This is a genomic window from Enterobacter sp. 3U4, from assembly GCF_057224565.1.
Map to the genome: position 1 here is coordinate 4,430,445 of NZ_CP136665.1, position 25,405 is coordinate 4,455,849.

Below are 25,405 nucleotides of genomic sequence, written 5' to 3' on the forward strand. Positions count from 1 at the left end.
GCATCAGATAATGTCATCCACGACGCCACCGTCGACGCGCAGCGCCGCGCCCGAGGTGGCGGAGGCCTGGGTCGAACAGACATAAATCACCATATTGGCCACCTCTTCAACCGTGGCCGCGCGCTGGATAACCGAGCTGGGACGGTTGGCCATCACAAACTCTTTAGCCAGTTGCTCCAGCGATTTGCCGGTTTTTTCGATTTCATCTTTCATCATCTCTGCGAAACCGTCTGACATCGTCGGGCCCGGCAGTACGCTGTTTACCGTCACGCCGCTCCCCGCCACGAACTTCGCCAGCCCGCGCGCCAGCGAAAGCTGGGCCGTTTTGGTCACGCCGTAGTGGATCATATCCGCCGGAATATTGCAGGCCGACTCGGACGAGATAAACACCACGCGTCCCCAGCCTTTCTGCACCATGCCCGGCAGCAGGGCGCGGGAAAGGCGTACGCCGGACATCACGTTGGTCTGCCAGTAACGCTCCCAGGTCTCATCGTCGGTGGCATAGAAATCCTGCGGGCCGTAAACCCCGGCGTTATTGACCAGAATATCGACGTTATGCGCCACCTTCAGAAGCGACTCGACCCCTTCCGCCGTGCTGAGATCGGCAATCGCGGCGCGCACCTGTACGCCCGGCACCACCTGCTGGAGCTGCTGAATGCCTTTATTTACCGATTCCGTAGTCCGGCCATTGACGATCACTTCCGCACCGCTTTCTGCCAGACCCCTGGCAATGGCGAAGCCGATCCCGCCGGTTGAGGCGGTCACCAGCGCCACTTTCCCCGCAAAGTCGATTTTCATCATCTGCTCCTTATCGTTTTAACGTTCGGACCTTAAAGCGTAGCAGGTGAGGATGACGGCTCCTGGCTAAAAAGGCGCAGCAGCGTCTCAACCTGCTCATCAAGCGGGGCGAGAGAGCGCTTTACAATCAGGTGTAGCGGCGTTGCCCTGCGTGCACCGTGGCTCAACGGCAGGCGTTTCAGGATGCCCTGATCCAGCTGGTTCTGGATACGTTCCTCTGGCAGCCAGCCGTAGCCGACCTGAGAGAGGACGGCCTCAATGGCGGCATCGATGGTGGAGAAGGTCCACGACTCGCCGGCCGCGCGCGCGGCGGGCTGGCTGTCCGCAATCTGAATAAGCGGCCACGGGCGTAGCATGTCGTCGTTAAGCGGTGCGTCGAGGTGAAAGAGGGGATGCTGATGGTGGGCCACGGCAACAAAGTCGATATTCATTAGCCATTCGCCGAGCCCGGTAATGTCCTGGCGGCGGGTTAAGATCATCACATCAGCTTCGTCGTTAATGGCGTCGGCGCGGGTATTTTCCAGCACTTCGGTGAGACGGACCTGGGTCTGCGGATACTGCTGCTGGAACTGACGCAGGATGGCGAACAGGCGGCGGCGCGGGAAAATGGAGTCCACCACCAGATCCAACCGCGTGCGCATTCCGTTGCGAAGGGTCGCTGCTCGCGTTTCAACATACGAAAAGGCTTTCAGCAGCGGTTTAACCTGATTGAGAAGAAGCTCTCCGGCCGGGGTTAACACCGCCCGTCGCCCCTCGGGGACCAGGAGCGCCACGCCGAGCCGCTCCTGCAGCAGCGACAGGTTATAGCTCACCGAGGACTGGCTGCGGTGGGTTTCTTCCGCGGCTTTGGCAAAGCTGCCCGCTTCCACCACTCGTTCCAGTAAGGACCATTGTTCCAGCGTCGTCTTATGCATAATTTATCTAAAATTTGGATGAATTTGATTAAAACATAGCGTTATTCATTCATTTTTTGAAGGGGTACGATCGTCTCATCAAAACAAAGGAGACATCTTATGAGCACTTTCGACAAACACGACTTAAGCGGCTTCGTTGGTAAACACCTTGTTTATACTTACGATAACGGCTGGAACTACGAGATTTACGTTAAAAATGAGACTACCCTGGATTACCGTATTCACAGCGGCCTGGTGGCAAACCGTTGGGTAAAAGATCAGCAGGCTTACATCGTGCGGGTAGGGGAAAGCATCTATAAAATTTCCTGGACCGAGCCAACCGGTACCGACGTCAGTCTGATTGTGAACCTGGGCGACAAACTGTTCCACGGCACCATCTTCTTCCCACGCTGGGTGATGAACAACCCGGAAAAAACCGTCTGCTTCCAAAACGACCATATTCCACTGATGAACCGCTACCGCGATGCGGGCCCGGCGTATCCAACTGAAGTGATTGATGAATTTGCCACGATCACCTTTGTGCGCGACTGCGGTGCAAATAATGAAAGCGTTATTGCCTGCGCGGCCAGTGAATTACCGAATGATTTTCCTGCTAATCTTAACTAAGCGCGACAGTTGATTCCGCGACAATTCAAATTAATAAAAAGTTCCCGGAGGAGGTCGGAATTCCCGCCCCAACCTTCGGGATTTTTATTTTGGTTGAGTATTCATTTACTTTTCCTATAATTTTTAGTGTAAAACAAATGAAATATTATAGTTACTGCTGTGAGTGGCACCACAAAAAACACAAAAAATTGCTATAATCACTATGTATCTGTTGTAAAACACGTTTTTGTGCTTTTCTATATGCTGTTCCTCTTCTGCTTTCCCCCTGTCTTAATTTTTTCCTAAGAAAACGACGCTACTTTTGATTCAGTTGATGGTTTGTTGACATAACTGTTATAGCGACTTAATTTTATTTGGTCTTTATTTAATAACCATCTTGCATGATCCCATTGAGCTGCCCATTACGACAGCGCAGTAAAAGATGACGCCTTTAATACAGCAAGGAAATTAATAATGAGTGATTTTCTGCCTTTTTCGCGACCGTCGATGGGCGCTGAGGAAATTGCGGCGCTTCAGGACGTTTTGATGTCGGGCTGGATCACCACGGGGCCTAAGAATCAGGAACTTGAAGAGGCATTCTGTCAACTTACCGGGAATCAGCATGCGATTGCCGTCTGTTCCGCCACCGCGGGCATGCACGTCACGCTGATGGCGCTGGATATTGGCCCAGGTGATGAAGTTATTACTCCTTCTCAGACCTGGGTGTCCACGCTGAATATGATCGTATTGCTGGGCGCCACGCCGGTCATGATTGATGTGGATAAAGACACGTTAATGGTGACGCCAGAAGCCGTTGAAGCCGCCATTACCCCGCGCACTAAAGCCATTATTCCCGTTCACTATGCCGGCGCGCCGTGTGAAATCGACGCTATCCATGCCATCGGTGAACGTCACGGTATTCCGGTAATTGAAGATGCGGCCCATGCCGCCGGAACGTACTACAAGAACCGTCATGTAGGCTGGAAAGGAACGGCAATTTTCTCCTTCCACGCCATTAAAAATATGACCTGCGCGGAAGGCGGCTTAGTCGTCACGGATAATGCCCAGCTGGCACAGCGGATCCGCAGCCTGAAATTCCACGGCCTGGGCGTAGACGCCTATGACCGCCAGACGCACGGCCGTGCGCCGCAGGCGGAAGTGATCGCGCCGGGCTATAAATACAACCTGGCGGACATCAACGCCGCGCTGGCGCTGGTGCAGTTAGGTAAACTGAAAGAGGCCAATAAACGCCGCCAGGAAATCGCTGAACGCTACCTGCGGGAGCTGGCCGATACGCCGTTCCAGCCGCTCACCATTCCGTCATGGCCGCACGTGCACGCCTGGCACCTGTTTATTATTCGCGTTGATGAAGCGCGCTGCGGGATCTCACGCGACAACCTGATGGCGGCGCTGAAAGAGAAAGGCATCGGTACCGGCCTCCACTTCCGCGCGGCTCACACCCAAAAATACTACCGCGAGCGTTTTCCTGATGTATCGCTCCCGAATTCTGAATGGAATAGCGCGCGTATTTGTTCTCTACCTCTTTTCCCGGACATGACTCATGACGACACAACCCGCGTCATTACCGCACTCCATCAGCTTGCAGGACATTGATATGTTCAGTGCACCGCCTGTACAAAAAGTATCCGTGGTAATCCCGGTTTATAACGAGCAGGAGAGCCTGCCCGAACTGATCCGCCGTACAACGGCCGCCTGCGACACGATGGGCAAGGCCTATGAAATTCTGCTGGTGGATGATGGCAGTAGCGATAATTCCGCGCTGATGCTGACCGAAGCCGCGCAGGCTGAAGGCAGCCACATTGTGGCCGTGCTGCTCAACCGCAACTACGGCCAGCACTCGGCGATTATGGCGGGGTTTAGCCACGTCACGGGCGATCTGATCATCACCCTGGATGCTGACCTGCAAAACCCGCCGGAAGAGATCCCGCGCCTGGTCGCCAAAGCCGATGAAGGCTATGACGTGGTCGGCACGGTACGTCAGAACCGCCAGGACAGCATGTTCCGTAAGCTGGCGTCACGCACCATTAACCGCCTGATCCAGCGCACCACCGGTAAAGCGATGGGCGATTACGGCTGCATGCTGCGCGCCTACCGCCGCCATATTGTCGACGCCATGCTGCATTGCCATGAACGCAGCACCTTCATTCCGATTCTGGCGAATACCTTTGCCCGTAAGGCAACGGAAATCCCGGTCCTGCACGCCGAGCGCGAGCACGGGGAATCGAAGTACAGCTTTATGCGTCTCATCAACCTGATGTATGACCTCATCACCTGCCTGACCACCACGCCGCTGCGTCTGCTGAGCGTGTTCGGCAGCATCATCGCCGTGGCCGGTTTTGCGCTGTCCGTTCTGCTGGTGGTGCTGCGACTGGTCTTTGGACCGCAGTGGGCGGCGGAAGGGGTCTTCATGCTCTTTGCCGTGCTGTTTATGTTCATCGGCGCCCAGTTTGTCGGGATGGGTCTCCTCGGTGAATACATTGGCCGTATCTATAACGATGTTCGCGCGCGTCCGCGCTACTTTATTCAACGTGTTGTCCGTCAGGAACACAAAGCATCTCAAGAGGAAATTCACCCATGAAAGCTGTTGTATTTGCCTATCACGATATGGGGTGCACGGGCACGCTGGCCCTGCTGGAAGCGGGCTATGACATTGCGGCAATCTTTACCCATCCGGACACGGCTGGAGAAAACAACTTTTTCGGCTCCGTGGCGCGTATCGCCGCCGAGCGCGGTATCCCGGTTTATGCGCCGGACGACGTTAACCACCCGCTGTGGGTGGATCGCATTCGCGCCCTCGCGCCTGACGCGATCTTCTCGTTCTACTATCGCAACCTGCTCTCCGACGAGATCTTAGGCCTGGCCGCAAAAGGCGCCTTTAATCTTCACGGCTCTCTGCTGCCTGCCTACCGTGGCCGCGCCCCGCTGAACTGGGTGCTGGTGAACGGTGAAACGGAAACGGGCGTGACGCTGCACCGCATGGTGCGCCGTGCGGATGCGGGCGCTATCGTGGCACAGCAGAAGGTCGCTATTGATGCGGACGAAACGGCGCTGCAGCTGCATCAAAAGCTGAATGCGACGGCACAGACGCTGCTGCGCGATGCGCTTCCCGCCATCCTCAGCGGCACCTTCAGCGAGACCGCGCAGGATGAGAGCAAGGCAAGCAGCTTTGGCCGCCGCGCGCCGGAAGATGGTCGTCTGGACTGGAACAAACCGGCCCGCCAGCTGCACAACCTGGTGCGCGCCGTGACCGATCCGTGGCCGGGCGCGTACAGCTTTGCGGGCGTAAGCAAGTTCATCGTCTGGAAATCACGCGTGCGTGACGATATCCCGGCGGCAAAACCAGGCACCGTCGTCTCCGTCTCTCCGCTGATTGTGAGCTGTGGCGAGCAGGCGCTGGAGATCGTTACCGGACAAACCGACAACGGCCTGTACGTTCAGGGCACACAGCTGGCGCAGTCTCTGGGCCTGGTGGCCGGGGCGCTGATCACCAGCGCACCGGTTGTTGCCATCAAACGCCGCACCCGCGTGCTGATCCTCGGCGTGAACGGCTTTATCGGTAACCACCTGACCGAACGTCTGCTTAAAGACGATAACTACGAAATCTACGGCCTGGATATTGGCTCTGACGCTATCAGCCGTTTCCTCGACAACCCGCGTTTCCACTTCGTGGAAGGGGACATTAGCATCCATTCCGAGTGGATCGAATATCACATTAAAAAATGCGACGTGGTGCTGCCGCTGGTCGCCATTGCCACCCCGATTGAGTACACCCGTAACCCGCTTCGCGTGTTCGAGCTGGACTTCGAAGAGAACCTGAAGATCATCCGCGACTGCGTGAAATACGACAAGCGCATCATCTTCCCGTCCACCTCTGAAGTGTACGGCATGTGTACCGATAAGAACTTCGATGAAGACACCTCCAACCTGGTGGTCGGGCCGATCAACAAACAGCGCTGGATTTACTCCGTCTCCAAACAGCTGCTGGACCGCGTGATTTGGGCCTACGGTGAGAAAGAGGGGCTGCGCTTTACCCTGTTCCGTCCGTTCAACTGGATGGGGCCACGTCTGGATAACCTGAACGCGGCGCGTATCGGCAGCTCCCGTGCGATCACCCAGCTGATACTGAACCTGGTGGAAGGCTCGCCAATCAAGCTTATCGAAGGTGGGAAACAGAAACGCTGCTTTACGGATATCAGCGACGGTATCGAAGCGCTGTTCCGCATCATCGAAAACAAAGATAACCGCTGCAACGGTGAGATCATCAACATCGGTAACCCGGACAACGAAGCGAGCATTCGCGAGCTGGCCGAGATGCTGCTGGCCAGCTTTGAGCGTCATCCGCTGCGCGATAAATTCCCACCGTTTGCCGGTTTCCGCGAAGTGGAAAGCAGCAGCTACTACGGTAAAGGGTATCAGGACGTTGAGCACCGTAAGCCAAGCATTCGCAATGCGAAGCGCTGCCTGAACTGGACGCCGACGGTGAAGATGGAACAGACCATTGATGAAACGCTTGATTTCTTCCTGCGCACCGTGGAGCTGTCGGAACAGGACTCATGAAAAAAGTCGGTTTACGCATTGATGTCGATACCTTCAGGGGAACGCGTGACGGCGTACCCAAACTGCTGGAACTGCTGAGCAAGCACGGCGTGCGCTCCAGCATTTTCTTCAGCGTGGGGCCTGACAACATGGGACGCCATTTATGGCGTCTGATTAAACCGGCATTTCTCTACAAAATGCTGCGCTCGCGCGCAGCATCCCTCTACGGCTGGGATATTTTGCTGGCAGGCACCGCCTGGCCAGGCAGACGCATCGGCGCGGGTAATGAAGCGGTTATCCGTGAGGCGGCGCAGCATCATGAGGTGGGTCTGCACGCCTGGGATCACCATGCCTGGCAAGCCTGGGCGGGCGTCTGGGATATCCCGCGCCTGTCCCGTGAGGTCGAGCGTGGGATGCTGGAGCTGGAGGCCATTACCGGTCAACCCGTGCGCTGCTCCGCCGTGGCGGGATGGCGTGCGGATCAGCGCGTCGTGAAGGCTAAAGAAGCCTTCGCTTTTCGCTACAACAGCGATTGCCGCGGAACCGGACCCTTTTTGCCTCTGTTAGGCGAAAATCGCTACGGTACGGTGCAAATTCCGGTCACGCTTCCCACCTGGGATGAAGTGGTCGGACGCGAGGTAAAGGCGGATGAGTTCAATCGCTACATTCTGGACCGCATTCATCGTGACGCAGGTACGCCGGTGTATACCATCCATGCCGAAGTGGAAGGGATTGCGTATCAGCATGATTTCGACGAACTGCTGACCATGGCCGCTCAGGAGGGCATTGAATTCTGCCCGTTGAGCGAGCTGCTGCCGGACGACCTCAGCACCCTGCCCGTGGGCAAAGTCGTGCGTAATGAACTGGCTGGCCGGGAAGGCTGGCTTGGCTATCAACAAACCGTGAGTCCGGTCCCATGAAAACAGCCCGTTATGGCTTAGCGCTTCTCGCACTGTTTATCGTTTACTACCTCATTCCGGTCGATGTCCGCCTGCTCTGGCAGCCTGATGAAACGCGCTATGCGGAAATCAGCCGCGAAATGCTGGCCTCCGGAGACTGGGTGGTCCCGCATTTTCTGGGGCTGCGTTACTTTGAAAAGCCAATTGCCGGCTACTGGATTAACAGCATCGGGCAGATGCTGTTCGGGCACTCGAACCTCGCGGTGCGCGCCGGGTCCATCTTCTCCACCGGTTTAGCCGCGCTGCTGGTCATCTGGATGGCCTGGCGCCTCTGGCGGGATAAGCGGACAGCCATTTTCTCCGGCCTGATCTTCCTGACCCTGTTTCTGGTGTACGGCATCGGCACGTATGCGGTGCTGGATCCTATCATCACCCTGTGGCTGGTGGCGGCGATGTGCAGCTTCTGGCTGGCGTCACAGGCCCAAACCGTTGCCGGAAAAGCGGGCGGCTATGTGCTGCTTGGGCTGGCCTGCGGGATGGGGGTGATGACCAAAGGCTTCCTGGCGCTGGCGGTACCGGTGATTGGCGTGCTGCCGTGGGTGATCGCCCAGAAGCGCTGGAAAGAGGTGCTGATTTTTGGCTGGCTCGCGATCCTGAGCTGCGTGCTGATTGTTCTGCCGTGGGGGCTGGCCATTGCGCAGCGTGAGCCTGACTTCTGGCGTTACTTCTTCTGGGTGGAACATATTCAGCGTTTTGCCCAGAGCGACGCGCAGCATAAAGCCCCGTTCTGGTACTACATACCGTTCCTGATTGCGGGCAGCCTGCCGTGGCTGGCGCTTTTGCCCGGCGCGATTCGTCTCGGCTGGAATGACAGGCAAAACGCGGGTGGCGGGTTCTATCTGCTGGGATGGGTGGTGATGCCGCTGCTGTTCTTCAGCATCGCCAAAGGCAAGCTGCCGACCTATATCCTGCCGTGCTTTGCCCCGCTGGCTATCCTGATGGCGCGCTATGCCTGCCTCGCGGCGGAAAAAGGCGCCAGAGCGTTACGCATTAACGGCGGGATTAACCTGGCGTTTGGCATTATCGGCGTGGTGGCGGCGCTGGTAGTCTCGCCGTGGGGACTGTCCAAGCATCCGGTCTGGACGTCGGTCGAACTGTATAAAGTGTTCTGCGCGGTGGTGGCGTTCCTCATCTGGGCTGCGGTAGGCTGGTTTACGTTCAGGCAGAGCCAGCAGCGCTGGTGGCTGGCGGCACTCTGCCCTGCAGGGCTGGCGCTGCTGATTGGTTTTGCCATTCCTAACCTGGTGGTGGATTCCAAACAGCCGCAGTCGCTGGTCGACACCGTGCGCGAGCCGCTTCAGGACAGCCGTTATGTACTGGTCAATAACGTGGGCGTGGCCGCTGGCCTGGCGTGGGAGCTGAAGCGCAATGACATCACGATGTTCGATCAGAGCGGCGAACTGCGTTACGGGCTGGATTATCCTGATGCGAAAGATCGTTATGTCGATAAAGATGACTTCGCGCAGTGGCTGGCGGAGCACCGTCAGCAGGGACGTGTATCGCTGGTGATGCTGCTGTCAAAACACGACGATATTTCGCGCGCAAATCTGCCAGAACCGGACAGCCTGTATATCCAGGGTCGTCTGGCCTACCTGCAGTATCTGCCGAAGTGATGACCTGGATCTGGCTGATACTGGCAAGCCTGCTCAGCTGTGCAGGACAGCTGTGCCAGAAACAAGCCACCCGTCCGGCTAAAGCCGGGCGGCGTGGGGTGCATATCGCGCTGTGGCTGGGTCTGGCACTGCTGGCGCTGGGCAGCGGGATGCTGGTCTGGCTGGTGGTGCTGCAACGCCTGCCTGTCGGTATCGCGTACCCAATGCTGAGCCTCAATTTTGTCTGGGTGACGCTGGCGGCGAAGGCATTCTGGCGTGAAAACGTCGCGCCGCATCACTGGCTCGGGGTGGGGTTCATCATCATTGGGATTATTGTGCTGGGAGGGAGCCTGTGAAAGGAGCGTTCTGGGCCTTATGCAGCGTGCTGTTAGTCAGCGCGGCGCAGCTGTTGCTGCGCGAGGCCATGCAGGGATTGCCACCGGTCAGTGAGACCCTGGTGTTTGTTTCCGCGCTATGGCACTTCTCGTCCGGCACCGGTGCGCTGCTGCTGGGGTTGACGGGGTATGTGGCCTCGATGGGCTGCTGGTATCTGGCGCTGCATCGCATGGCGCTCAGCAAAGCGTATGCCCTGCTGAGCCTCAGCTATATTCTGGTTTGGGGCGCGGCGATCCTGCTGCCCGGCTGGGGGGAACGCTTCTCCTGGCACGGACTGGTGGGCGTCGGGTTTATTATTCTGGGTGTGTTAGTGATTTTTCTGCCCCGAGCGTCCCGACGTGAATAATCGACTCGTGGGTCAGGATATAAGGAGTCGATGTGCAGACGGCAAGGCTCAGCGAGCCGACCTGTAGCTGACTGACCGCGTGCGTCTGCGCAGTGCTGTCGATGCTGACAATCTGCCAGGCGCTGCCGCCACGCTGTTTCACAATCGCTTCTTTCCGCGTCCAGATACGCCAGAACGCGGAAAGCCGTTCCTCCGGCGCTTCACGCTCCAGCTCATCATGCTCGGTCATGCTGAATACCGCATTAGCCAGCGCCTGCCAGTTCTTCCTCGGGCGAATCACTTCGATATCACAGCCGACCTCGCCTTCATCGCTCATCAGCAGGGCAATATCGTCACCGCTGTGGCTCAGGTTGAACCATAGCGGATCCCCCTTCGCAAAGGCCGGTTTGCCCTGTTCGCCGTAAATGATGTCGGGGAGTGGGCGAGGGGATAGCGTTCTGGCGAGCAGCGTCCTCCCGGCCAGCCAGGAGGCTTGTCGGGCACCCTGAGGTGCCCCGTCTGCGAGCGTTGACGCCAGCGGGTCCGCGCAAAGAGTGGATATTTTCCCCAGTACAAACTGGTACATAGTTACGCCCAGCGTTTAATGATTATCGAGGTATTGATGCCGCCAAACGCGAAGTTATTGCTCTGCAGATACTCGCAGTCAATCTGACGGGCTTCTCCCATAATATAATCTAAAGCACCGCATTGCTCATCCGGCTGCGTTAAATTGAGCGTCGGGGCAAACCAGCCTTCACGCATCATCTGCAAACTCATCCATGCTTCCAGCGCGCCGCAGGCCCCCAACGTATGGCCAAAATAGCTCTTCAACGATGAAACCGGCACGTTGTCACCGTAGATAGCGGCGGTGGCCAGGCTTTCGGCGATATCACCGCGATCGGTGGCGGTACCGTGCGCGGAGATATAACCCATATCTCGGGCGCTCAATCCCGCCATGGCCAGCGACTGCTCCATGCAAATCTGCATGGTTTCACGCTGAGGCTGGGTGATATGGGCCGCGTCACAGTTAGTGGCAAAGCCTACGATTTCGCCGTAGATTGTCGCCCCGCGCGCTTTGGCGTGCTCCAGCTCTTCCAGAATCAGGGTGCCAGCGCCTTCCCCAATGACCAGACCATCGCGCTGCGTATCGAACGGTGAAGGGGTGGTTTTAGGTTCGTCGTTACGCTGGCTGGTGGCAAACAGCGTGTCAAACACCGCCGCTTCAGACGGACAAAGCTCCTCCGCGCCCCCTGCGACCATCACGGTCTGATACCCGTGGCGAATCGCCTCCCAGGCGTAGCCAATCGCCTGGCTGCCGGAGGTACACGCGCTCGACGTCGGGATCACGCGGCCACGTAACCCAAAGAACAGGCCGGTATTCACCGCGGTCGTGTGCGGCATCATCTGGACGTAGGTTGTTCCTGTGATGTTATTGGTGTGCTTTTCGGTGAGCATGGTCGCAAATTCGCTGACCGGGCCGGTGCTGCCTGTCGAAGAACCGTAGGCGATACCGGTTTGACCGTTGGTGAGCACCGCTTCGCCAATCAGTCCCGCCTGCTCCAGCGCCAGCTCGGTAGCGCGGGTCGACATCAACGACACCCGGCCCATGGCGCGAATACGCTTGCGGGTATAGTGTTCCGGCAGCGTGAAATCATCGATCGGCGCGCCCAGGAGGGTATGCAGGCCATCATACACCTGCCATTCCGGCATTTTACGCACCGCGTTTTCATACGCCAGCAGCCTGCTGGAAACGGATTGCCAGCTTTCGCCAAAGGCGGTCACGCCGCCCATGCCCGTAATCACTACGCGACGCGTCATAGCATTCCTCCGTTAATGGAAATGACCTGGCGGGTAACGTAGCCCGCGATATCCGACATCAGATAGCTTGCCAGCCCGGCGACTTCCTCAGCCTGGCCCATACGTTTCATTGGGATGATGGACATCGCTTCCTTCAGCGCGGCTTCTTCCATCTCAATCATGCCGGTATCAATCAGCCCCGGGGCAATGCAGTTCACGGTGATCTTGCGTTTTGCCAGCTCGATCGCCAGCGCTTTGGTGGCGCCGATAATGCCCGCTTTGGCCGCGCTGTAGTTCACCTGCCCGCGGTTGCCCATCACGCCGGATACGGACGATAAGGTGATAATACGTCCCCCTTTACGGGTGCCAATCATCGGCATAATGCAGGGGTGAATGACGTTATAAAAACTGTCGAGATTGGTGTGGATCACGCTGTCCCAGTCGTCTTCACTCAGCGCCGGAAAGGCGCCGTCGCGGGTAATTCCGGCGTTGCTGACCACGCCATACCATGCGCCATGGGTTTCAATCTCCTGCTCCAGCACCTCGCGGCACTGTTCGCGGTTGCCCACATCAAAGGCGAGTAAACGACCGTTGCCACCCGCCTGCGTGATGGCGTCCAGCGTCTCCTGCGCGCCTGCGGCATCACGATGGTAATGCACGCCTACGGTAAACCCGTCGGCGGCAAGCTGGCGGGCGATGGCGCGCCCTATGCCTTTGCTGGCCCCGGTGACCAGTACGGAACGACTCATGCGTTAGATCCCTGATTAAAAAGCGATGTTAATTCTTCTGCGCTCGGCTGGAAGGTGTTGACCCGGCCCGTGGCCAGCGTCTCTTCATTAGCGGAAATCGCGCATTCAAAACTGCCGAAGCGTTCGTCCTGCATCAGCAGCTTAACGGTAATGTCCAGCGTCAGGCCTGCGGCGAAATGCCCGCTGGCGCAGACCAGCTCGCGCGCGCCGAGCACCATGCCCAGCGCGATATGTTCCTGGCCTTGCTGCTGACGATGCCAGCCTGACCAGACGCCAACGGTCTGCGCCATAAGCTCGAGCGCGTACCAGCCCGGCAGGTCGCCATCGGCATTGAGAAACGGCGCCAGCACGCTTTTCCCGTTTACCGCCACGCGGCAGACCGCCGTATCGTCCGTAACTTTCTCAACGGACCCCAGCAGCATCATCGGCGCCTCGTGCGGCAAATAGGCTTCGGGTGATAAGTAGCTCATGAGGCTCTCCCCAGCAGAATGCTGGCGTTGTTGCCGCCAAACGCGAACGAGTTAGACAGAATGACCGGCTTTTTCAGGGCGGTGCGCTGGCGCAGCAGGCCGCACGGCGCCAGCGTGTCGTCGGGCGCGTAGCGGGCGAAGTCCTGCGGCGGTAAGGGCAGATCGCGCGTCAGAATCAGCCAGCTCAGGGCCGCTTCGGTAATACCGGCAGCGCCCAGCGTATGGCCGGTAAGGTGTTTGGTTGAGCTGCACGGCACGCTTTCCCCGAAGAGATCGTGTACCACCTGCGATTCAATCTGATCGTTAAGCGGCGTGGCCGTGCCGTGCAGGTTGATGTAGCCGATATCCTCCGGCTGCATACCCGCTTCGTTAAGCGCCTGTTTGATAGCCCTTATCGCCCCTTCACCCTGAGGATGCGGGGCGGAAATATGGTACGCATCGCTGGATTCGCCCATTCCGAGCAGCGCCACGTCGGCGGGCTCCCGGCTCAATACCATCAGCGCGGCGGCTTCACCGATGGTGATCCCCCGACGGTCGCGACCAAACGGCTCGCAGAGCGTAGGGGAGAAGGATTCAAGGCTGTTAAAGCCGTTGACGGGCATTCGGCTCAGGGTATCGGCCCCGCCGACAATAGCGATATCCACCAGCCCGGCTTCAATCAGACGTTTGCCACCGATCATCGCCCGCGCGCTGGAAGAGCAGGCCGTGGAGATCGTATAGGCCGGGCCTTCGAGCTGAAGCCAGTTGGCGAGGAAGCGGGACGGATCGCCAAGCTCCTGCTGCGGATACTGCCAGCGCGTGCTCGCTTCGCCATGGGTCATGCGCTGTACGTGCTCATCGCCTTCATCCAGCCCGGAGGTGCTGGTTCCCAGCACCACGGCCACGCGATCGCGACCGACGCGGGCGATGGCCTCGTCGACGGCGGGCTGAATCTGCGCCAGCGCGGCCAGCAGCAGCTGGTTATTGCGGGTGCGGTGCGCGGAGAAGGTGTCCGGAATGGGCGGCAGTTCGCCTTCCACGCCGCCCAGAACGGCTTCGGGTGAGTCCTGCAACCAGCCGGTCCGGGCGTGCATACCCGGCGCCACGCCTGCCGTCATGTTCGCGGCTATCTCGTCAGGCGAGTTGCCCAGCGCGTTGACCATGCCAACAGCGGAAATATAAATCATCTCAGTCACCCAGATATTGAATGGTGATGTGGTATTTGAATACGTGCTGCTCGATGCCGATCGGCTCGCGCTTGCCCTTGCGCTGCAGGTAGACAATCTCCGTCACCAGCTTGCCGCTGGCGTTACGCAGCTCGCGTCGATCGCCATTGTCCGTTAACGTCCAGCCCTTCGGCAACTGCGGCTGCCAGGCGCTAATTGGCCAGTGGCTGAGCATCACGTCAGCCAGCACCTGGCTGGCGGGCGGCAGCTGCGGCACGACAATCGACTGCTCGGTATGAATACCGGTCTCATCGTACGTCGCGAGGAACAGACGAATGCCCACGGAAGAGAGTCCAGCCAGCGTAACCTTATGCGCATCCGCGTTGAGCATCACCAGCAGGGACTGCGTTTGTCCATTAAAGCTGCCGGTCAGCAGCTGCTGGGAGCTTACCGACGGGCTGATGCCGGGCGGCGGCAGCGTCACTTTGGTGCCCGGCTGGAGCCAGGCCTGAGGCCGCATCTCTTTGGTATCGGTCGAATGGCTGCAGCCTGCCAGCAGCAGCGTCGCGGCCAGCGCGAGCGCGCGGTAAAAAGCGTTCATTTACGTTTTCTCTCTTTCTTATCTGGCATCGCCAGCGGAGCCAGCAGGAAGGCGGTAAAAATACCGCTCACCAGCACGATACCAAAGCTGCTGATGGCCTGGGTGGCGCTGAAGACGAGCATGCCCAGCGTCAGCAGCGTGGTCATCATGGCCAGCGTAATCGCCAGCATTGAAGTCAGCGGCGTACCGCGCGGGTTGCTGAAAAACAGCGTGTAGTTAATGCCAATGCCGAGCACCAGTACCAGCGCCAGCAGTGAGAACAGATTCACCGGGTGGCCCGTTGCGGCCAGGACCGCCAGCCCGCAGCTCAGCGACAGCACGGACGGTACCAGGCTTATCAGCCCTTTACGCCAGCCGAGGCGCAGCATCGCCCCGCAGGCAATCACTGCCAGCGCGGCAAACAGTAGTCCCGTCAGCAGCGTGCGGTAGAGGGCAAACAGGCTGTCAAAGCTGGCTTTGCGATCGACCCAGACGACGCCGTCATGGCGCGCGGCCAGTTCACCGAGGTACGCGCTGTTTTTCGCGCCGTCAACCGGTACGAGCACGCCGCTTTCCCCATCGGGGAGGGTCAGCCAGAGCAGACGCCAGCCTTCGCTGGCCGGGCTTTCAAGCCACGCGTCCACGCTGACCGGCATGGCGTCGAGATTCGGGGTTACGGCGTTGAGCCCGGCGCTTTTCAGCACGTTCGTTACCGCAGGGGCAGCGTCGCGCAGCAGCGTAAGATCGCTTTTCTGGCGGGCCAGCGAGTTCAGCGGCAGGGTACGCCAGCGGGCGATCTCTCCCGCTTTTTGCGCCTCCGCTAGCGCCGGGGTAAAGGCTTCCAGCCGCTCCAGCGTTTGCTGGGGCGAGGCGCCATGAACCACAAACCATTTCTGATCGACGCTCTGTCCGGTCAGGGCGGTAATGGCCTTCTCCTGCGCCAGAATATCCTTCGGCAGCGCCTGAAGCTGGGCGATGTCGTCGTCCACCCTCAGGGTGCTCATCCCCACGGCGGAGAGCAGCGCCAGCGCGACGGGGAGACCAACGGACAATTTTTTATTGCGTCGCCAGGCGGCCAGCCAGCGCAGCATCAGGACCATCAGCGGAACCGGGCGCACCGGTAAACCCCGGCACAGCCACGGATGCCAGAAAATCACCGTCAGGCAGGAGGCGCTCAGCCCCACGGCGGCGAAGACCGCCATCTGGCGGATCCCGGGGAAGGGAGCCAGCATCATAATCAGATAGGCGGCGACGGTCGTCAGCAGCGCCAGGAGCAGCGCATTGCGCACTTTCGCCAGGCTTTGCCAGGGGGAGTGCTCCGCGCCGTGTACCATCCGTTCGGTCAGGTAGTAGAGCGTATAGTCGGCTGAAATACCGATAACGCTCATGCTCATCACCAGCGTCATCAGGTGCAGTTCGCCAAAGAGCAGCAGCGTCACCACCGTGCCCGCCAGCGCGCCGATGGCAATCGAGAGCACGCTCAGCAGCAGCGGGCGCAGAGAGCGGAACACCGCCACGATGAGCAGGAATACGCCAAGCAGGGTGGCTATACCCAACGTCGAAACATCGCGTTTGGCCTGCTGGCTGGCGTAATCGCTATAGAATACGGTCCCGCGTGAAAGCAGCTGTGCCTGAGGGAAACGTGCTTTCAACGACGTTTGCAGTGCGTTAAGCGTTGTTACGAGCCGGTGGGTCTGCTGCATATCAAATGATGAGCCCGCCAGCTCGCCGTGGAGCAGATACCAGTAGTTTCCCGCCTCATCTTTTGTGACCAGCCAGCCGTCCATCAGCCGCAGCTTCTGGCCGTTTTGCGCCAGGGCGAGCTGCGAGCCGCGCATCAGCATCAGAGGATCGTTTTGCAGCTCTTTGCCGCTTACGCCGGAAAAGGCCGAGTAGAGCTGAGATAAAATCCACTGCGCCTGCGCTTCACCGCCGTTTTGCAGGCGTGCGCGGGTGGCGGGATCGATCAGGCCATTTCGGTGCTGCCAGAAGAACTCACCCCAGGCCTTTTGCCCGGCGGCGTCCATCGGGCCTTTGACCTCGCTGAGCGCGTCGCTGTTTTGCAGCATCGCCAGCCACTGCTGCGCCACGCGCGGGTCGGGCTCTTTGCCGGGGCTGACCAGCCAGACCAGCTGGCGGTCTAGACGCTGCATAAATCCGTCGTTGAGCGCCGGCGGGATCGCCCCCAGCGTCTGTTTCGGCAGCATGGCCAGCACGCTGCTGTTCAGACGCGCGCCGGGCAGCAGCGACAGCAGCACGCCCAGCAGAATCAGGCATAACGTGGCCCACAGCAGCGCCGGCCGCAGGGATTTACGGTGCGGCAAAGCGTTGGCGTTCGTCATCGGTCAGGCTGGCGGGCGTCAGTTGGTGGCGTGAAAGGGCAATATCGGTACGGTCACCCTGCTTGTCGTTGAGACGAATCGTCTCCAGATAGGTCGCCCCGCCCAGATCGAGGGTGGCGAAAATCTTGTCCAGCGGCGTCGTTTTGGGCGTAAGCACCAGCGACCAGCGGCCCGCTCCCAGGTCTTTAAAATCTATGCGGAAGTTCTCTTCCAGCACCTTGCGGTCGGCCTGGAACAGGGCGCGCAGAAGATGGTTGAACTGGAACATCTGCGGATTATTGTCGGCAGTAATGGTCTGGGGCGGCTGGCCGTTGATCGCCTGAACCATCCGTTTGTCATCGAGCAGGAGCGTCATCGGAAACGGCGCTTTTTGATCCCACAGCAGGCCGCTGTCGCGGGCGATCAGCATCTCACCCTGCGAGCGCAGCGGCTGCGGCATATCTTTTATCGTGCGAACCTGTTCGAAGTGCGCGCGCACGACAGGCTGCTCGGTGAAGCGCTGCTGTAGCTCATCCAGGGTCACGGCGCTGACCAGCGGGCTGACGATCAGCGCCAGCAAAGGCAACCATTTCATGGCGTTACTCCCATTCGTTCAAACAGTATTGCCGGGCTCACAAAGCACATTTCCCGGGTCGCTTCTTCCACTGCCACCTGGATGGTGTAACCGGTGGTTGTGCGTTTGCCGGTCCGCGCATCGAAAATCTGATAGGCAATGCGCAGGCGGTTTTCATACTCTTCAACGTGCGCGCGGACGCGAATACGCTGCTCAAAGGTCACCGCATCGCGGTATTTCACCCGGGTATCGACGACGGGCCAGACGTAGCCGGAGGCCTTCATCTGGCGATAGCCATAGTCAAACTGATTGAGCAGCGCCTCGCGGGCGATCTCAAAGTAGCGGAAATAGTTACCGTGCCAGACCACGCCCATCATATCGACGTCGTGGAACGGAACGGTGATCTCGACTTCAGTCGTAAAGCGGGGATCGGTCAGCACCCTTTACTCCTTCTCTCTGGACTCTGGCAGATGCCAGAAATCAAAAAAATTAAACCAGTCGAGCGGCGACATGAGGGCGTAATGTTCCAGCCGCTGCGCGTAGCGATCGACGGCATCCTGCAGCGCCTGCTGGCGTTCACCGCGCGGCAGGCGCAGCGGGTCGGCAAACGGTTCGCAGTGCAGGACGAGCTTATCCTGCTGGCGCAGGGCGAAAATCAGTACCACCGGGCAGCGCAGGATGGAGGCCAGGATAAACGGCCCCTGAGGAAACGGCGCTGGCTGGCCCATAAACGGACTCCAGATCACGCGCCACTCGCCGCCACGCTGCGGATTCACAGCGATGCGATCGCCCACAATCGCGACCCATTCTCCGCGCTCAAGCTTCTCTTTGATGGCAATGGCGGTATCGGGGCCGATGTCGGTGACCGACATCAAATTCACGCCGGCCTGAGGTGCCATTTCGCTCATGATTTGCTTAAAGCGCCGGGCGTTCTCGCTGAAGACCAGGGCGGTAATAATTTTGCTGCCGTCCAGCTGGGCCAGCGCCCGGCAGGCTTCTACGTCGCCAAGGTGCGAGGCGAGCAGCAGCTTACCCTGCGGCGCCGCGATATCTAGCGTTTCGCTCGCGCCGGGAGCAAAGACCACGTCGCGATCAAACTTCAGCTCACCGCGCCAGCTGGCGACTTTATCCAGCATCGCGTTGCCGAAGCGCATGAAATGGAAAAAGCTGTTGAGCCGCGGGGGAACGGGCATGTTCCGCTGACGCAGTTCTTGCTTGACCCTTCCAATCCACAGCCGCGAGGCCTGCCGCGCCGGACGCGCGATAAGCCAGTACACGCCGATCACCGGCCACAGCAGTACGGTAAAGGCCCGCCGCCCCAGCAGCTCCCAGACGCGCAGCATCAGGCGCATCCCCCGCAGACCCTTGACCTCGTCCTGCTGCGCCCAGTGCTGGCGGCGTCGACGGAAAAGCAGGCCGGGCATGCGGGGCAGCATGCCGAAGAACAGCCGGGTATGCATCAGGGAGATCCGCACGTTATCTTTTAACGCATCGAAGTGGGACAACCCGTCCTGCGGGTAGGTGACGCGCGTGGGCAGAAAGACGCTGGTGTTGCCCTGCCAGTAGAGACGGACCATCACTTCGGTGTCAAAGTCCATCCGTTTACCGAGCGTTTCACGCGCCGCCAGCCGCAGCGTGGGCGAGACCGGGTAGACCCGAAAGCCGCACATGCTGTCTTTAAGCTGCAGGGATAACGTCTCAATCCACACCCAGATGTGGGTTACCCAGCGCCCGTAGAGTCGCGAGCGCGGAATGGAATCATCGTAAATGGGCTGGCCGGAAATCAGCGCGTCCGGGTGGCGCTCCGCCAGCGCCAGCAGTTTGGGGATATCTTCGATGGCGTGTTGGCCGTCCGCGTCCACCTGCACGGCGTGGGTATAGCCCGCGCGCGCGCACTCCTCCAGCCCCCTGATGACTGCGGCACCTTTCCCGGCGTTTTGCGCCAGACGGACCAGCGTCATCTGCGGCTGCTCCGCCGCCAGGCGTTCGAGCTCCTGACGGGTGATCGCTTCGCTGCCGTCATCTACCACCAGATACGGCAGGCCGAACGGTGCGAGACGCGACAGCACGCTGGCGATCATCGCGCCGTGGTTGTAGCATGGGATCAGCACGCAGGGGCGAAAGATTACTGACATAGCCGAATTTTCCCGCTGCTGGCGGTATGGCGCTCAGCCCCGGCGTGACGCTGGTAGCTGAAGGTCAGCATCTGACGCTCGGCATGCCACTCAAGCGCCAGCGTCACCGTGGTTTCCGGCAGCAGAGGCGCCTGGAACTTCACGTTTTGAATGCTGTGAAAGCGGTAGCCCGGAGCCAGTAATGTCGTGGCGTAGTGCATCACCCAGTCAAGCTGCGCAACGCCGGGCAGCAGCGGTTGTACGGCAAAATGGCCCTGAAACCAGAACAGCGCCGCGTCGAGATGCAAAATGATTTCCAGCTTCTCCGGCTGTGTCTGGTGGCGCTCAATTTCATGAATTTTCATGAAATAACTCCTCTAACTGCGCATAGACACGCTTGTTCATACTGTTTACCGGCATTTCATCGACAATACGCCAGTAGCGTGGAACGGCGACCGGCTCAAGCCACGGCAGCAGGGCGCGACGCCAGGCGAACTCCTGCGCTTTTTTATCCTGCATATACCCGCGCTGACGAACCGCTTCGTCCAGCACCAGCAGCGCGCCAATCCCCTGACGGCCTCCGCGCGTGACCGGCAGTACAGCTGCCTCGCAAATGCCGTCGAGCTCCAGCAGGCGACGTTCGATCTCGTTAAGCGAGATGCGCTTTTCTTCAATTTTGACCACCCGCCCGCGACGCCCGGCGATGCTGAACAGCCCCTCGCTGTCGAAGTGGAGGATATCGTCCAGCTGGAGTCCTTCAGCCTCATGGATCAGTGGCGACGTGACGCGACAGGCTTCATCTTCCTGATGAAATATAACGCCGGGGAACGCCAGCCACGGGACGTTATCCTGCTGGCGATGGCGCCAGGCGAGGATCCCGGTTTCGGTGCTGCCATAGATTTCGTCCGGCCAGATGTTAAGCCAGCCAGCGGTGGTGGCGACGTCACACCAGGGCAGCATTCCGCCTGCGGAAATCAGCACCCTGACGGGCGGCGCGGCCAGCTCGGTATCCAGGCGCTTCAGGAACGCCGGGCTACTGATGAACAGGTAATGCCGGTCATGAGGAAGGGCGGCCAGCTGTTCAGCGTAGTAGAGCATCGCGGCATGCAGCGGCAGACCCAGCGCCATCGGCAATACGATGCGGAAGGTCAGACCGTACAGATGTTGCGGTACCACCGAGGCGACAACGCTGCATCCTGCCAGACGCTCGCCGAAGCGGTCAGCCAGCAGACGGGCCTCGCGATCAAGGCTAACGATGTGCTTAACCACCCGGCGCGGCGTCCCCGTGGAGCCGGAGGTGAACAGTTCAACGAAGCGGCTTTCGTCAATCTCCGGCAGAGGCGTCCAGTCGCTGGCTTTCTTATGGCTGGAGGCCACCACAATCAGCTTTCCATGGAGAGCGAGAGTCCGATCGCTCAGAACGCCGCTAAACAACGCCTGCTGTTCTTCAAGCTGCGAGACGCGGCTATGGCCGGGAATGACCGGTGTTTTACCGGCGTGCAGCGAGGCCAGCAGCGCAACGATAAACAGGTAGCTGTTTTCAAAGCACAGCGCCCAGCGCTCGCCTTCCTGCTGATGCAGGGTGTCAACCAGTAAGGTCACGTCGTGGCGCAGCTGGCCCAGCGTCCAGGTACGATCGTCAAGCCAGGCAACGGGCATGTCGTCAGGGCGCGGCGCGTTTAACCACTGGCCCAGCGGAAGGGGGTTAGTCATTGTGCATCTCTTTTTTTATCACCCGCTGGCGCACCAGCCACTCGGTCGCCATCAGCGTTCCCATCAGGATATAAGCCACCATGCCGTTCCACAGCGTCCATAGATGCATGTCGCCGTGGAGAACGGTGAACAGCGCCATCGCGCCGTTTCCGATGAAAAAACCGCACCAGACGAGGGTCACCTTGCGGGTATAGCGCACGCCCTCCGGGGGCAAATCTGGCTCGCGCAGGCGCGCCAGCCGCTCGACCAGCGGCATCGCGGTCCACAGCGAACCGCCGAACACGGCCAGCATCACAAGGTTGACGACCACAGGGTAGAACAGCAGCCACTGGTTGGTTTTCAGCAGGTAGCTTGCCGCGCAGAGCGCGATGCCCGCCAGCGCCACGCACTGAACCACATACCGCATCGGGCCGGTGTTCCGCTGCGCCTGACGCAGCCGCAGCAGCAATACCAGTGCCATCACCGGTAACAGCCACTGCAGGCTGTTATGCGTCAGCCCAAATCCAATCAGGAAGGGCCACGCCAGCAGCATCAACCCCGTCAGCAGTGGGATGAGCGGGAACGTCCGTCCACCACGCACGGCGTCTTACTCTTCGCGCAAAAGCTGTTCGACGGCGTCTACCACATCCTGAACGGTACGAACCGACTTGAAGGTTTCCGGCTTGATTTTCTTGCCCGTTTTCTTCTGCAGATGAACAATCATGTCCACCGCGTCAATGCTGTCCAGCTCCAGGTCTTCGTAAAGGCGGGCTTCGGGCGTAATGTCCTGCGGGTCGATTTCAAAGAGCTTGGTCAGAAGGCCGCAGACTTCCTGATAAATGGTTTCTTGTTCAGTCATCTTTCACATCTCAGGCGCGTTGAGCGTTGATAAAGGACGCCAGCGTGGCGACGGAAAAGAAGTGCTGGCGCATCTCTTCGCTTTCGGCAGAAAGCACCACGCCATACTGGTTTTTCACGGCCAGACCCAGTTCCAGCGCGTCAATGGAGTCGAGACCCAGCCCATCGCCAAACAGCGCGGCATCGGTATCAATATCCTCTGCGGTAAGCTCGTCCAGATTCAGCGTGGTGATAATGAGATTCTTAATTTCAAGATAAAGCGCTTGCATCATTAATTCCTGACAAAGATTGAAGGCCTGATGTTAATCGATGCTCCAGATGCCGGTTTAACTGCCTTGCCGCCAGCGCCGGTTCTTGTTCATTTGCATCGTAAAATTCGTCGATGTTCACGCGGTCGCGGACATCCACGGTGAAAACAGGTTTTTCTGGCGGTACATCATACCAGTGACTTTTTTTATCCAGCAGGTGCTCACTGCAGTGGATCAGCACCACCCGCAGATCGCTGTTACAGCGCACGGCGATATTAGCCGCACCGCGCTGGAGGGAGATAGCCTCGCCAAACCGGGTACGCGTGCCTTCCGGGAAGATCAAAAGCGTGTCGCCCTGAGCCAGACGCTGCTGGCTGGCCGCGAGCAGGGGCTCGGCTTCGCTGTTAATCAGGTAATCCGCCGCGCGGATGACGCCGCTGACGAACGGGTTACGCAGCAGCGCGCTCTTCACCAGGCAGTCGGTTTCGGGCATGACCGACGCCAGAATCACGTAGTCAATTAACGTGGGGTGGTTAGCCACTACCAGACAACCACGATCGCAGCGCAGCGCGTCAAGATTGTGAATGCGGTAGTCCAGTACTCCGAGGCCGCGCGCAACGGTCAGGAAGAAGCGGAAGCTGGCCGCAATGCTGCGACGCGCCAGGCGACGACGGTTGGCGCGGTCGCGCTGGACGATTAGCAGCAGGTTGAACCAGACCAGAGACAGCAGCAGCCCGCCCACGCCAAACAGCGCGAAGCATAATCCGGTCATCGCCAGACGCCATAACCAGTTGATTCGGGCGGCCAGGCGGTTCATGCGCGCGTCCATTGCCACAGCAAACGTTCGCCGGGCACCACAAACTGACGTTCCTCGCTGAGATAGCGTTGCAGGAACATCAGGCTTTGCGGCAGGGCAGGCTCTTCACCCGTGCTGCCGCTGCGGGTTTCACACTGCAACCCGTTGCCGGATTCAATTACCAGCGCCAGCGCGTAGGGCCAGGTGGGCATCTGCGGCGGTAACGCCGGATGGTAAAATTCCGGCAGCGCGCCGTCAAAATCGACCAGCAGGACGCGGGAATAGCCCGCATGCAGCAGGCTTAGCACTTCACATAGGGCCTGCTGGAAGGTGTCCAGCCCGGCAGAAATGGATGACGAGACGATGGTTTGGCGTGCGGTAATCGTGAGATTGCCGACCGCGGAATTGTGCACGGACATCGCGAAGTCGGTGGGGGAAACGGACTGCCCGGTCGCCAGAGCATGCAGAATACGGTAGTTGCGCTCCAGCTCGCCGTGACGGCTGGCATAGACGACGGCATCAATGGCGTGGTTTTGCAGCATGGCAAGACCAATGTCCACCGCCAGCTTGCTGCCTGAATTGAGGCGGCGTGCGGTCATCATGGGTAAAGCGGTCAGCCGGGGAAGCGGGGCCGCTGGGTCAACGGCCAGCTGCAGGCGCGACCACGCCTGCCACTCTGTGGCATCGCTGAGTCCTGGCGCTCTCGCCTGCCAGTCGATAATGTTCAGTGAAAATTTCATCTACGCGCGTCCGCGAAAAAAAACCGTATTCAAAGGGCAGAAAGGACCACCCGGGCAGCCAGGCTGCTCTATTGTTCACGTTTGGTGCATATCAGCAGGGTATGACCGACCCCAAGGTTGTCCAGCCGCTGTTCAACGCTGAAACCTGCGCTCTCCAGGTAGCGATAAAACTTCTCTACGCTGTAAAAACGGCTATTGCCATTCGCCATACAGGTGAAATAGAGCGAGGTGGCATTCAGGCTGAAAGATGCTGCTTCAAATTTCTGAGCATCCCAGAAAAGCTCCATGATGCACAAACGTGCGCCTGGCTTCATAGCCTGTGCGACGCGCGTCAGCATGGCGACAATCTGATCCGGAGAGAAACAATCCAGGAACTGGCTCATCCACCAGACGTCGGCGTCACCCGGCAATGCTGCTGGGCTAAGCATATCGACAGCATGGAATCGAATACGATGAGAAAAACCTGCTTTTGCGATGTTTTCCTGCGCCAGCGCTATCTGCTGCGGCAGATCGAGGATCGTCACGGCAACATTTTCGTCATAGCGGCAGCAGCGTAACGACCATTTACCCGTATTTCCGCCCACATCGTACAATTTTGTCGGCGAGCTTGCGAATATATATGGCAAAGCGGCGTCAAACGCGGCGTCAGAATAGTAGTGATCAAAGGCGAACCAGCTCTCTTTCGCCGGAGCGGGTAATTGGGATAACGCCGGGTAGATGGTTGGCCAGTTGCCAAACACGGCTAATCCGGCAGGTTTTTCTTCCTGCAGGGCGTCCGCCAGGTGAAATAGCCCCTGGTAACAAACATCCTGGGTGAAATTCATATTTACGCGGGTCATTTCGTCGTGCAGCAAAAAATGGCCCACTTTTGCCAGGAAATAACGTCCATTCTGTTGGGTAACGATTCGACCGCTTAATCCCATATCCAGCAGTACGCTGACGCCATAGCTGCCGAGCGTGCTGTGTTCTGTTATTTCCTCAAGGCTTGAACCCTCTTTACCTTGTTTATCGAGCCAGGCGAGAACGCCTGAGTTACGCAGACAAAGCGCTGTCTGGAATAACATCGGGGCAAAGGCGATGCGTTGCGCTTCGGTAATGGCATCCAGTGCGCTGAGTGTGTCCTTTTCGTACATTACTACGTAACCTTTGAGGGCAATAAGAGAAGTTATCGGGCCATATGCGGCCCGACTTTAGA

At 59.0% G+C, this 25,405-nt stretch carries 28 protein-coding genes; 8 read left to right on the forward strand and 20 right to left on the reverse strand.

All coding sequences use genetic code 11. The features are described from left to right. Positions 1-3 precede the first annotated feature (3 nt). Both RVY89_RS21020 and RVY89_RS21025 read right to left on the reverse strand, forming a co-directional pair. Complete coding sequence (locus RVY89_RS21020) at positions 4-798, reverse strand: SDR family NAD(P)-dependent oxidoreductase (protein WP_484827973.1); 795 nt, start codon at positions 796-798, stop codon at positions 4-6. A 32-nt stretch (positions 799-830) separates the two neighbouring features. Further along, on the reverse strand, positions 831-1,712 hold the full coding sequence (locus RVY89_RS21025; protein ID WP_484826363.1) for a LysR family transcriptional regulator: 882 nt from the start codon (positions 1,710-1,712) through the stop codon (positions 831-833). A 99-nt stretch (positions 1,713-1,811) separates the two neighbouring features. Between RVY89_RS21025 and RVY89_RS21030 the strand changes: the two genes are divergently transcribed. From RVY89_RS21030 to arnF, 8 genes are all read left to right on the forward strand, one after another. After that, entirely contained in the window at positions 1,812-2,318 is a 507-nt protein-coding gene (locus tag RVY89_RS21030) for a phenolic acid decarboxylase (protein WP_484826364.1), read from the forward strand. A gap of 453 nt (positions 2,319-2,771) precedes the next feature. After that, on the forward strand, positions 2,772-3,911 hold the full coding sequence (arnB, locus tag RVY89_RS21035; RefSeq protein WP_048027756.1) for a UDP-4-amino-4-deoxy-L-arabinose aminotransferase: 1,140 nt from the start codon (positions 2,772-2,774) through the stop codon (positions 3,909-3,911). A 1-nt stretch (position 3,912) separates the two neighbouring features. Then, positions 3,913-4,896 carry an undecaprenyl-phosphate 4-deoxy-4-formamido-L-arabinose transferase gene (gene arnC / locus RVY89_RS21040; protein ID WP_484827974.1) on the forward strand — a complete coding sequence of 328 codons (984 nt, stop codon included), beginning with the start codon at positions 3,913-3,915 and terminating at the stop codon, positions 4,894-4,896. Beyond that, a complete protein-coding gene (gene arnA, locus RVY89_RS21045; protein WP_484826365.1) occupies positions 4,893-6,875 on the forward strand; it encodes a bifunctional UDP-4-amino-4-deoxy-L-arabinose formyltransferase/UDP-glucuronic acid oxidase ArnA in 1,983 nt (660 codons plus the stop codon). The genes arnC and arnA overlap by 4 nt, the downstream gene beginning before the upstream one ends. Further along, positions 6,872-7,774, forward strand: coding sequence for a 4-deoxy-4-formamido-L-arabinose-phosphoundecaprenol deformylase (arnD, locus tag RVY89_RS21050; RefSeq protein ID WP_484826366.1), 903 nt, complete (start codon positions 6,872-6,874; stop codon positions 7,772-7,774). The genes arnA and arnD overlap by 4 nt, the downstream gene beginning before the upstream one ends. After that, positions 7,771-9,426, forward strand: a complete 1,656-nt coding sequence (arnT, locus tag RVY89_RS21055; protein ID WP_484826367.1) for a lipid IV(A) 4-amino-4-deoxy-L-arabinosyltransferase — start codon at positions 7,771-7,773, stop codon at positions 9,424-9,426. Before arnD ends, arnT begins: the two co-directional genes overlap by 4 nt. Then, positions 9,426-9,761, forward strand: coding sequence for a 4-amino-4-deoxy-L-arabinose-phosphoundecaprenol flippase subunit ArnE (arnE, locus tag RVY89_RS21060; protein WP_371899048.1), 336 nt, complete (start codon positions 9,426-9,428; stop codon positions 9,759-9,761). The genes arnT and arnE overlap by 1 nt, the downstream gene beginning before the upstream one ends. Beyond that, positions 9,758-10,147 carry a 4-amino-4-deoxy-L-arabinose-phosphoundecaprenol flippase subunit ArnF gene (gene arnF / locus RVY89_RS21065; RefSeq protein WP_484826368.1) on the forward strand — a complete coding sequence of 130 codons (390 nt, stop codon included), beginning with the start codon at positions 9,758-9,760 and terminating at the stop codon, positions 10,145-10,147. Before arnE ends, arnF begins: the two co-directional genes overlap by 4 nt. On the opposite strand, the gene acpT is transcribed toward arnF, so the two are convergent. The 18 genes from acpT to RVY89_RS21155 all read right to left on the reverse strand — a co-directional run bounded on the left by acpT (position 10,095) and on the right by RVY89_RS21155 (position 25,343). Then, positions 10,095-10,712 (reverse strand): 4'-phosphopantetheinyl transferase AcpT, encoded by a 618-nt coding sequence (gene acpT, locus RVY89_RS21070; RefSeq protein WP_484826369.1) that lies wholly within the window; start codon positions 10,710-10,712, stop codon positions 10,095-10,097. The genes arnF and acpT overlap by 53 nt on opposite strands. 2 nt (positions 10,713-10,714) lie before the next feature. After that, positions 10,715-11,944, reverse strand: a complete 1,230-nt coding sequence (locus RVY89_RS21075; RefSeq protein WP_371898988.1) for a beta-ketoacyl-ACP synthase — start codon at positions 11,942-11,944, stop codon at positions 10,715-10,717. Continuing rightward, positions 11,941-12,672, reverse strand: coding sequence for a 3-ketoacyl-ACP reductase FabG2 (locus RVY89_RS21080; protein ID WP_111963734.1), 732 nt, complete (start codon positions 12,670-12,672; stop codon positions 11,941-11,943). Before RVY89_RS21080 ends, RVY89_RS21075 begins: the two co-directional genes overlap by 4 nt. Continuing rightward, positions 12,669-13,142 (reverse strand): hotdog family protein, encoded by a 474-nt coding sequence (locus RVY89_RS21085; protein ID WP_484826370.1) that lies wholly within the window; start codon positions 13,140-13,142, stop codon positions 12,669-12,671. The genes RVY89_RS21080 and RVY89_RS21085 overlap by 4 nt, the downstream gene beginning before the upstream one ends. Next, positions 13,139-14,308: a beta-ketoacyl-[acyl-carrier-protein] synthase family protein gene (locus RVY89_RS21090; RefSeq protein ID WP_484826371.1), complete on the reverse strand. Its 1,170-nt coding sequence runs from the start codon at positions 14,306-14,308 to the stop codon at positions 13,139-13,141. The genes RVY89_RS21085 and RVY89_RS21090 overlap by 4 nt, the downstream gene beginning before the upstream one ends. A gap of 1 nt (position 14,309) precedes the next feature. Beyond that, positions 14,310-14,888, reverse strand: coding sequence for a DUF3261 domain-containing protein (locus RVY89_RS21095; RefSeq protein WP_484826372.1), 579 nt, complete (start codon positions 14,886-14,888; stop codon positions 14,310-14,312). Beyond that, the gene (locus tag RVY89_RS21100) at positions 14,885-17,209 is read right to left on the reverse strand and encodes an MMPL family transporter (protein WP_484826373.1); all 2,325 of its coding nucleotides are present in this window, start codon (positions 17,207-17,209) and stop codon (positions 14,885-14,887) included. Before RVY89_RS21100 ends, RVY89_RS21095 begins: the two co-directional genes overlap by 4 nt. Then, on the reverse strand, positions 17,178-17,783 hold the full coding sequence (locus RVY89_RS21105; RefSeq protein ID WP_008503088.1) for a LolA family protein: 606 nt from the start codon (positions 17,781-17,783) through the stop codon (positions 17,178-17,180). Before RVY89_RS21105 ends, RVY89_RS21100 begins: the two co-directional genes overlap by 32 nt. After that, positions 17,780-18,202, reverse strand: coding sequence for an acyl-CoA thioesterase (locus RVY89_RS21110; protein WP_484826374.1), 423 nt, complete (start codon positions 18,200-18,202; stop codon positions 17,780-17,782). The genes RVY89_RS21105 and RVY89_RS21110 overlap by 4 nt, the downstream gene beginning before the upstream one ends. Before the next feature lie 3 nt (positions 18,203-18,205). Further along, the gene (locus RVY89_RS21115) at positions 18,206-19,897 is read right to left on the reverse strand and encodes a glycosyltransferase family 2 protein (RefSeq protein WP_484826375.1); all 1,692 of its coding nucleotides are present in this window, start codon (positions 19,895-19,897) and stop codon (positions 18,206-18,208) included. Then, positions 19,888-20,241, reverse strand: a complete 354-nt coding sequence (locus RVY89_RS21120) for an ApeI family dehydratase (RefSeq protein WP_484826376.1) — start codon at positions 20,239-20,241, stop codon at positions 19,888-19,890. Before RVY89_RS21120 ends, RVY89_RS21115 begins: the two co-directional genes overlap by 10 nt. Further along, positions 20,228-21,589: an AMP-binding protein gene (locus RVY89_RS21125; RefSeq protein WP_484826377.1), complete on the reverse strand. Its 1,362-nt coding sequence runs from the start codon at positions 21,587-21,589 to the stop codon at positions 20,228-20,230. Before RVY89_RS21125 ends, RVY89_RS21120 begins: the two co-directional genes overlap by 14 nt. After that, entirely contained in the window at positions 21,582-22,121 is a 540-nt protein-coding gene (locus RVY89_RS21130; RefSeq protein WP_484827975.1) for a COG4648 family protein, read from the reverse strand. Before RVY89_RS21130 ends, RVY89_RS21125 begins: the two co-directional genes overlap by 8 nt. Positions 22,122-22,175: 54 nt before the next feature. Next, positions 22,176-22,427, reverse strand: coding sequence for an acyl carrier protein (locus RVY89_RS21135; protein WP_024908875.1), 252 nt, complete (start codon positions 22,425-22,427; stop codon positions 22,176-22,178). A gap of 10 nt (positions 22,428-22,437) precedes the next feature. Continuing rightward, complete coding sequence (locus tag RVY89_RS21140; RefSeq protein ID WP_008503081.1) at positions 22,438-22,695, reverse strand: phosphopantetheine-binding protein; 258 nt, start codon at positions 22,693-22,695, stop codon at positions 22,438-22,440. Continuing rightward, positions 22,676-23,491 carry a lysophospholipid acyltransferase family protein gene (locus RVY89_RS21145; RefSeq protein ID WP_484826378.1) on the reverse strand — a complete coding sequence of 272 codons (816 nt, stop codon included), beginning with the start codon at positions 23,489-23,491 and terminating at the stop codon, positions 22,676-22,678. The genes RVY89_RS21140 and RVY89_RS21145 overlap by 20 nt, the downstream gene beginning before the upstream one ends. Continuing rightward, positions 23,488-24,210, reverse strand: a complete 723-nt coding sequence (locus tag RVY89_RS21150; RefSeq protein ID WP_484826379.1) for a beta-ketoacyl synthase chain length factor — start codon at positions 24,208-24,210, stop codon at positions 23,488-23,490. The genes RVY89_RS21145 and RVY89_RS21150 overlap by 4 nt, the downstream gene beginning before the upstream one ends. A 68-nt stretch (positions 24,211-24,278) precedes the next feature. Then, positions 24,279-25,343 (reverse strand): class I SAM-dependent methyltransferase, encoded by a 1,065-nt coding sequence (locus tag RVY89_RS21155; RefSeq protein ID WP_484826380.1) that lies wholly within the window; start codon positions 25,341-25,343, stop codon positions 24,279-24,281. Between the last annotated feature and the right edge of the window lie 62 nt (positions 25,344-25,405).

Coding starts and splice junctions, on each gene's coding strand:
- RVY89_RS21020 (WP_484827973.1), bottom strand. CDS start 798: ATGAAAATCGACTTTGCGGGGAAAGTGGCGCTGGTGACCGCCTCAACC.
- RVY89_RS21025 (WP_484826363.1), bottom strand. CDS start 1,712: ATGCATAAGACGACGCTGGAACAATGGTCCTTACTGGAACGAGTGGTG.
- RVY89_RS21030 (WP_484826364.1), top strand. CDS start 1,812: ATGAGCACTTTCGACAAACACGACTTAAGCGGCTTCGTTGGTAAACAC.
- arnB (WP_048027756.1), top strand. CDS start 2,772: ATGAGTGATTTTCTGCCTTTTTCGCGACCGTCGATGGGCGCTGAGGAA.
- arnC (WP_484827974.1), top strand. CDS start 3,913: ATGTTCAGTGCACCGCCTGTACAAAAAGTATCCGTGGTAATCCCGGTT.
- arnA (WP_484826365.1), top strand. CDS start 4,893: ATGAAAGCTGTTGTATTTGCCTATCACGATATGGGGTGCACGGGCACG.
- arnD (WP_484826366.1), top strand. CDS start 6,872: ATGAAAAAAGTCGGTTTACGCATTGATGTCGATACCTTCAGGGGAACG.
- arnT (WP_484826367.1), top strand. CDS start 7,771: ATGAAAACAGCCCGTTATGGCTTAGCGCTTCTCGCACTGTTTATCGTT.
- arnE (WP_371899048.1), top strand. CDS start 9,426: ATGACCTGGATCTGGCTGATACTGGCAAGCCTGCTCAGCTGTGCAGGA.
- acpT (WP_484826369.1), bottom strand. CDS start 10,712: ATGTACCAGTTTGTACTGGGGAAAATATCCACTCTTTGCGCGGACCCG.
- RVY89_RS21075 (WP_371898988.1), bottom strand. CDS start 11,944: ATGACGCGTCGCGTAGTGATTACGGGCATGGGCGGCGTGACCGCCTTT.
- RVY89_RS21080 (WP_111963734.1), bottom strand. CDS start 12,672: ATGAGTCGTTCCGTACTGGTCACCGGGGCCAGCAAAGGCATAGGGCGC.
- RVY89_RS21085 (WP_484826370.1), bottom strand. CDS start 13,142: ATGAGCTACTTATCACCCGAAGCCTATTTGCCGCACGAGGCGCCGATG.
- RVY89_RS21090 (WP_484826371.1), bottom strand. CDS start 14,308: ATGATTTATATTTCCGCTGTTGGCATGGTCAACGCGCTGGGCAACTCG.
- RVY89_RS21095 (WP_484826372.1), bottom strand. CDS start 14,888: ATGAACGCTTTTTACCGCGCGCTCGCGCTGGCCGCGACGCTGCTGCTG.
- RVY89_RS21100 (WP_484826373.1), bottom strand. CDS start 17,209: ATGACGAACGCCAACGCTTTGCCGCACCGTAAATCCCTGCGGCCGGCG.
- RVY89_RS21105 (WP_008503088.1), bottom strand. CDS start 17,783: ATGAAATGGTTGCCTTTGCTGGCGCTGATCGTCAGCCCGCTGGTCAGC.
- RVY89_RS21115 (WP_484826375.1), bottom strand. CDS start 19,897: ATGTCAGTAATCTTTCGCCCCTGCGTGCTGATCCCATGCTACAACCAC.
- RVY89_RS21120 (WP_484826376.1), bottom strand. CDS start 20,241: ATGAAAATTCATGAAATTGAGCGCCACCAGACACAGCCGGAGAAGCTG.
- RVY89_RS21125 (WP_484826377.1), bottom strand. CDS start 21,589: ATGACTAACCCCCTTCCGCTGGGCCAGTGGTTAAACGCGCCGCGCCCT.
- RVY89_RS21130 (WP_484827975.1), bottom strand. CDS start 22,121: ATGCTGCTGGCGTGGCCCTTCCTGATTGGATTTGGGCTGACGCATAAC.
- RVY89_RS21135 (WP_024908875.1), bottom strand. CDS start 22,427: ATGACTGAACAAGAAACCATTTATCAGGAAGTCTGCGGCCTTCTGACC.
- RVY89_RS21140 (WP_008503081.1), bottom strand. CDS start 22,695: ATGCAAGCGCTTTATCTTGAAATTAAGAATCTCATTATCACCACGCTG.
- RVY89_RS21145 (WP_484826378.1), bottom strand. CDS start 23,491: ATGAACCGCCTGGCCGCCCGAATCAACTGGTTATGGCGTCTGGCGATG.
- RVY89_RS21150 (WP_484826379.1), bottom strand. CDS start 24,210: ATGAAATTTTCACTGAACATTATCGACTGGCAGGCGAGAGCGCCAGGA.
- RVY89_RS21155 (WP_484826380.1), bottom strand. CDS start 25,343: ATGTACGAAAAGGACACACTCAGCGCACTGGATGCCATTACCGAAGCG.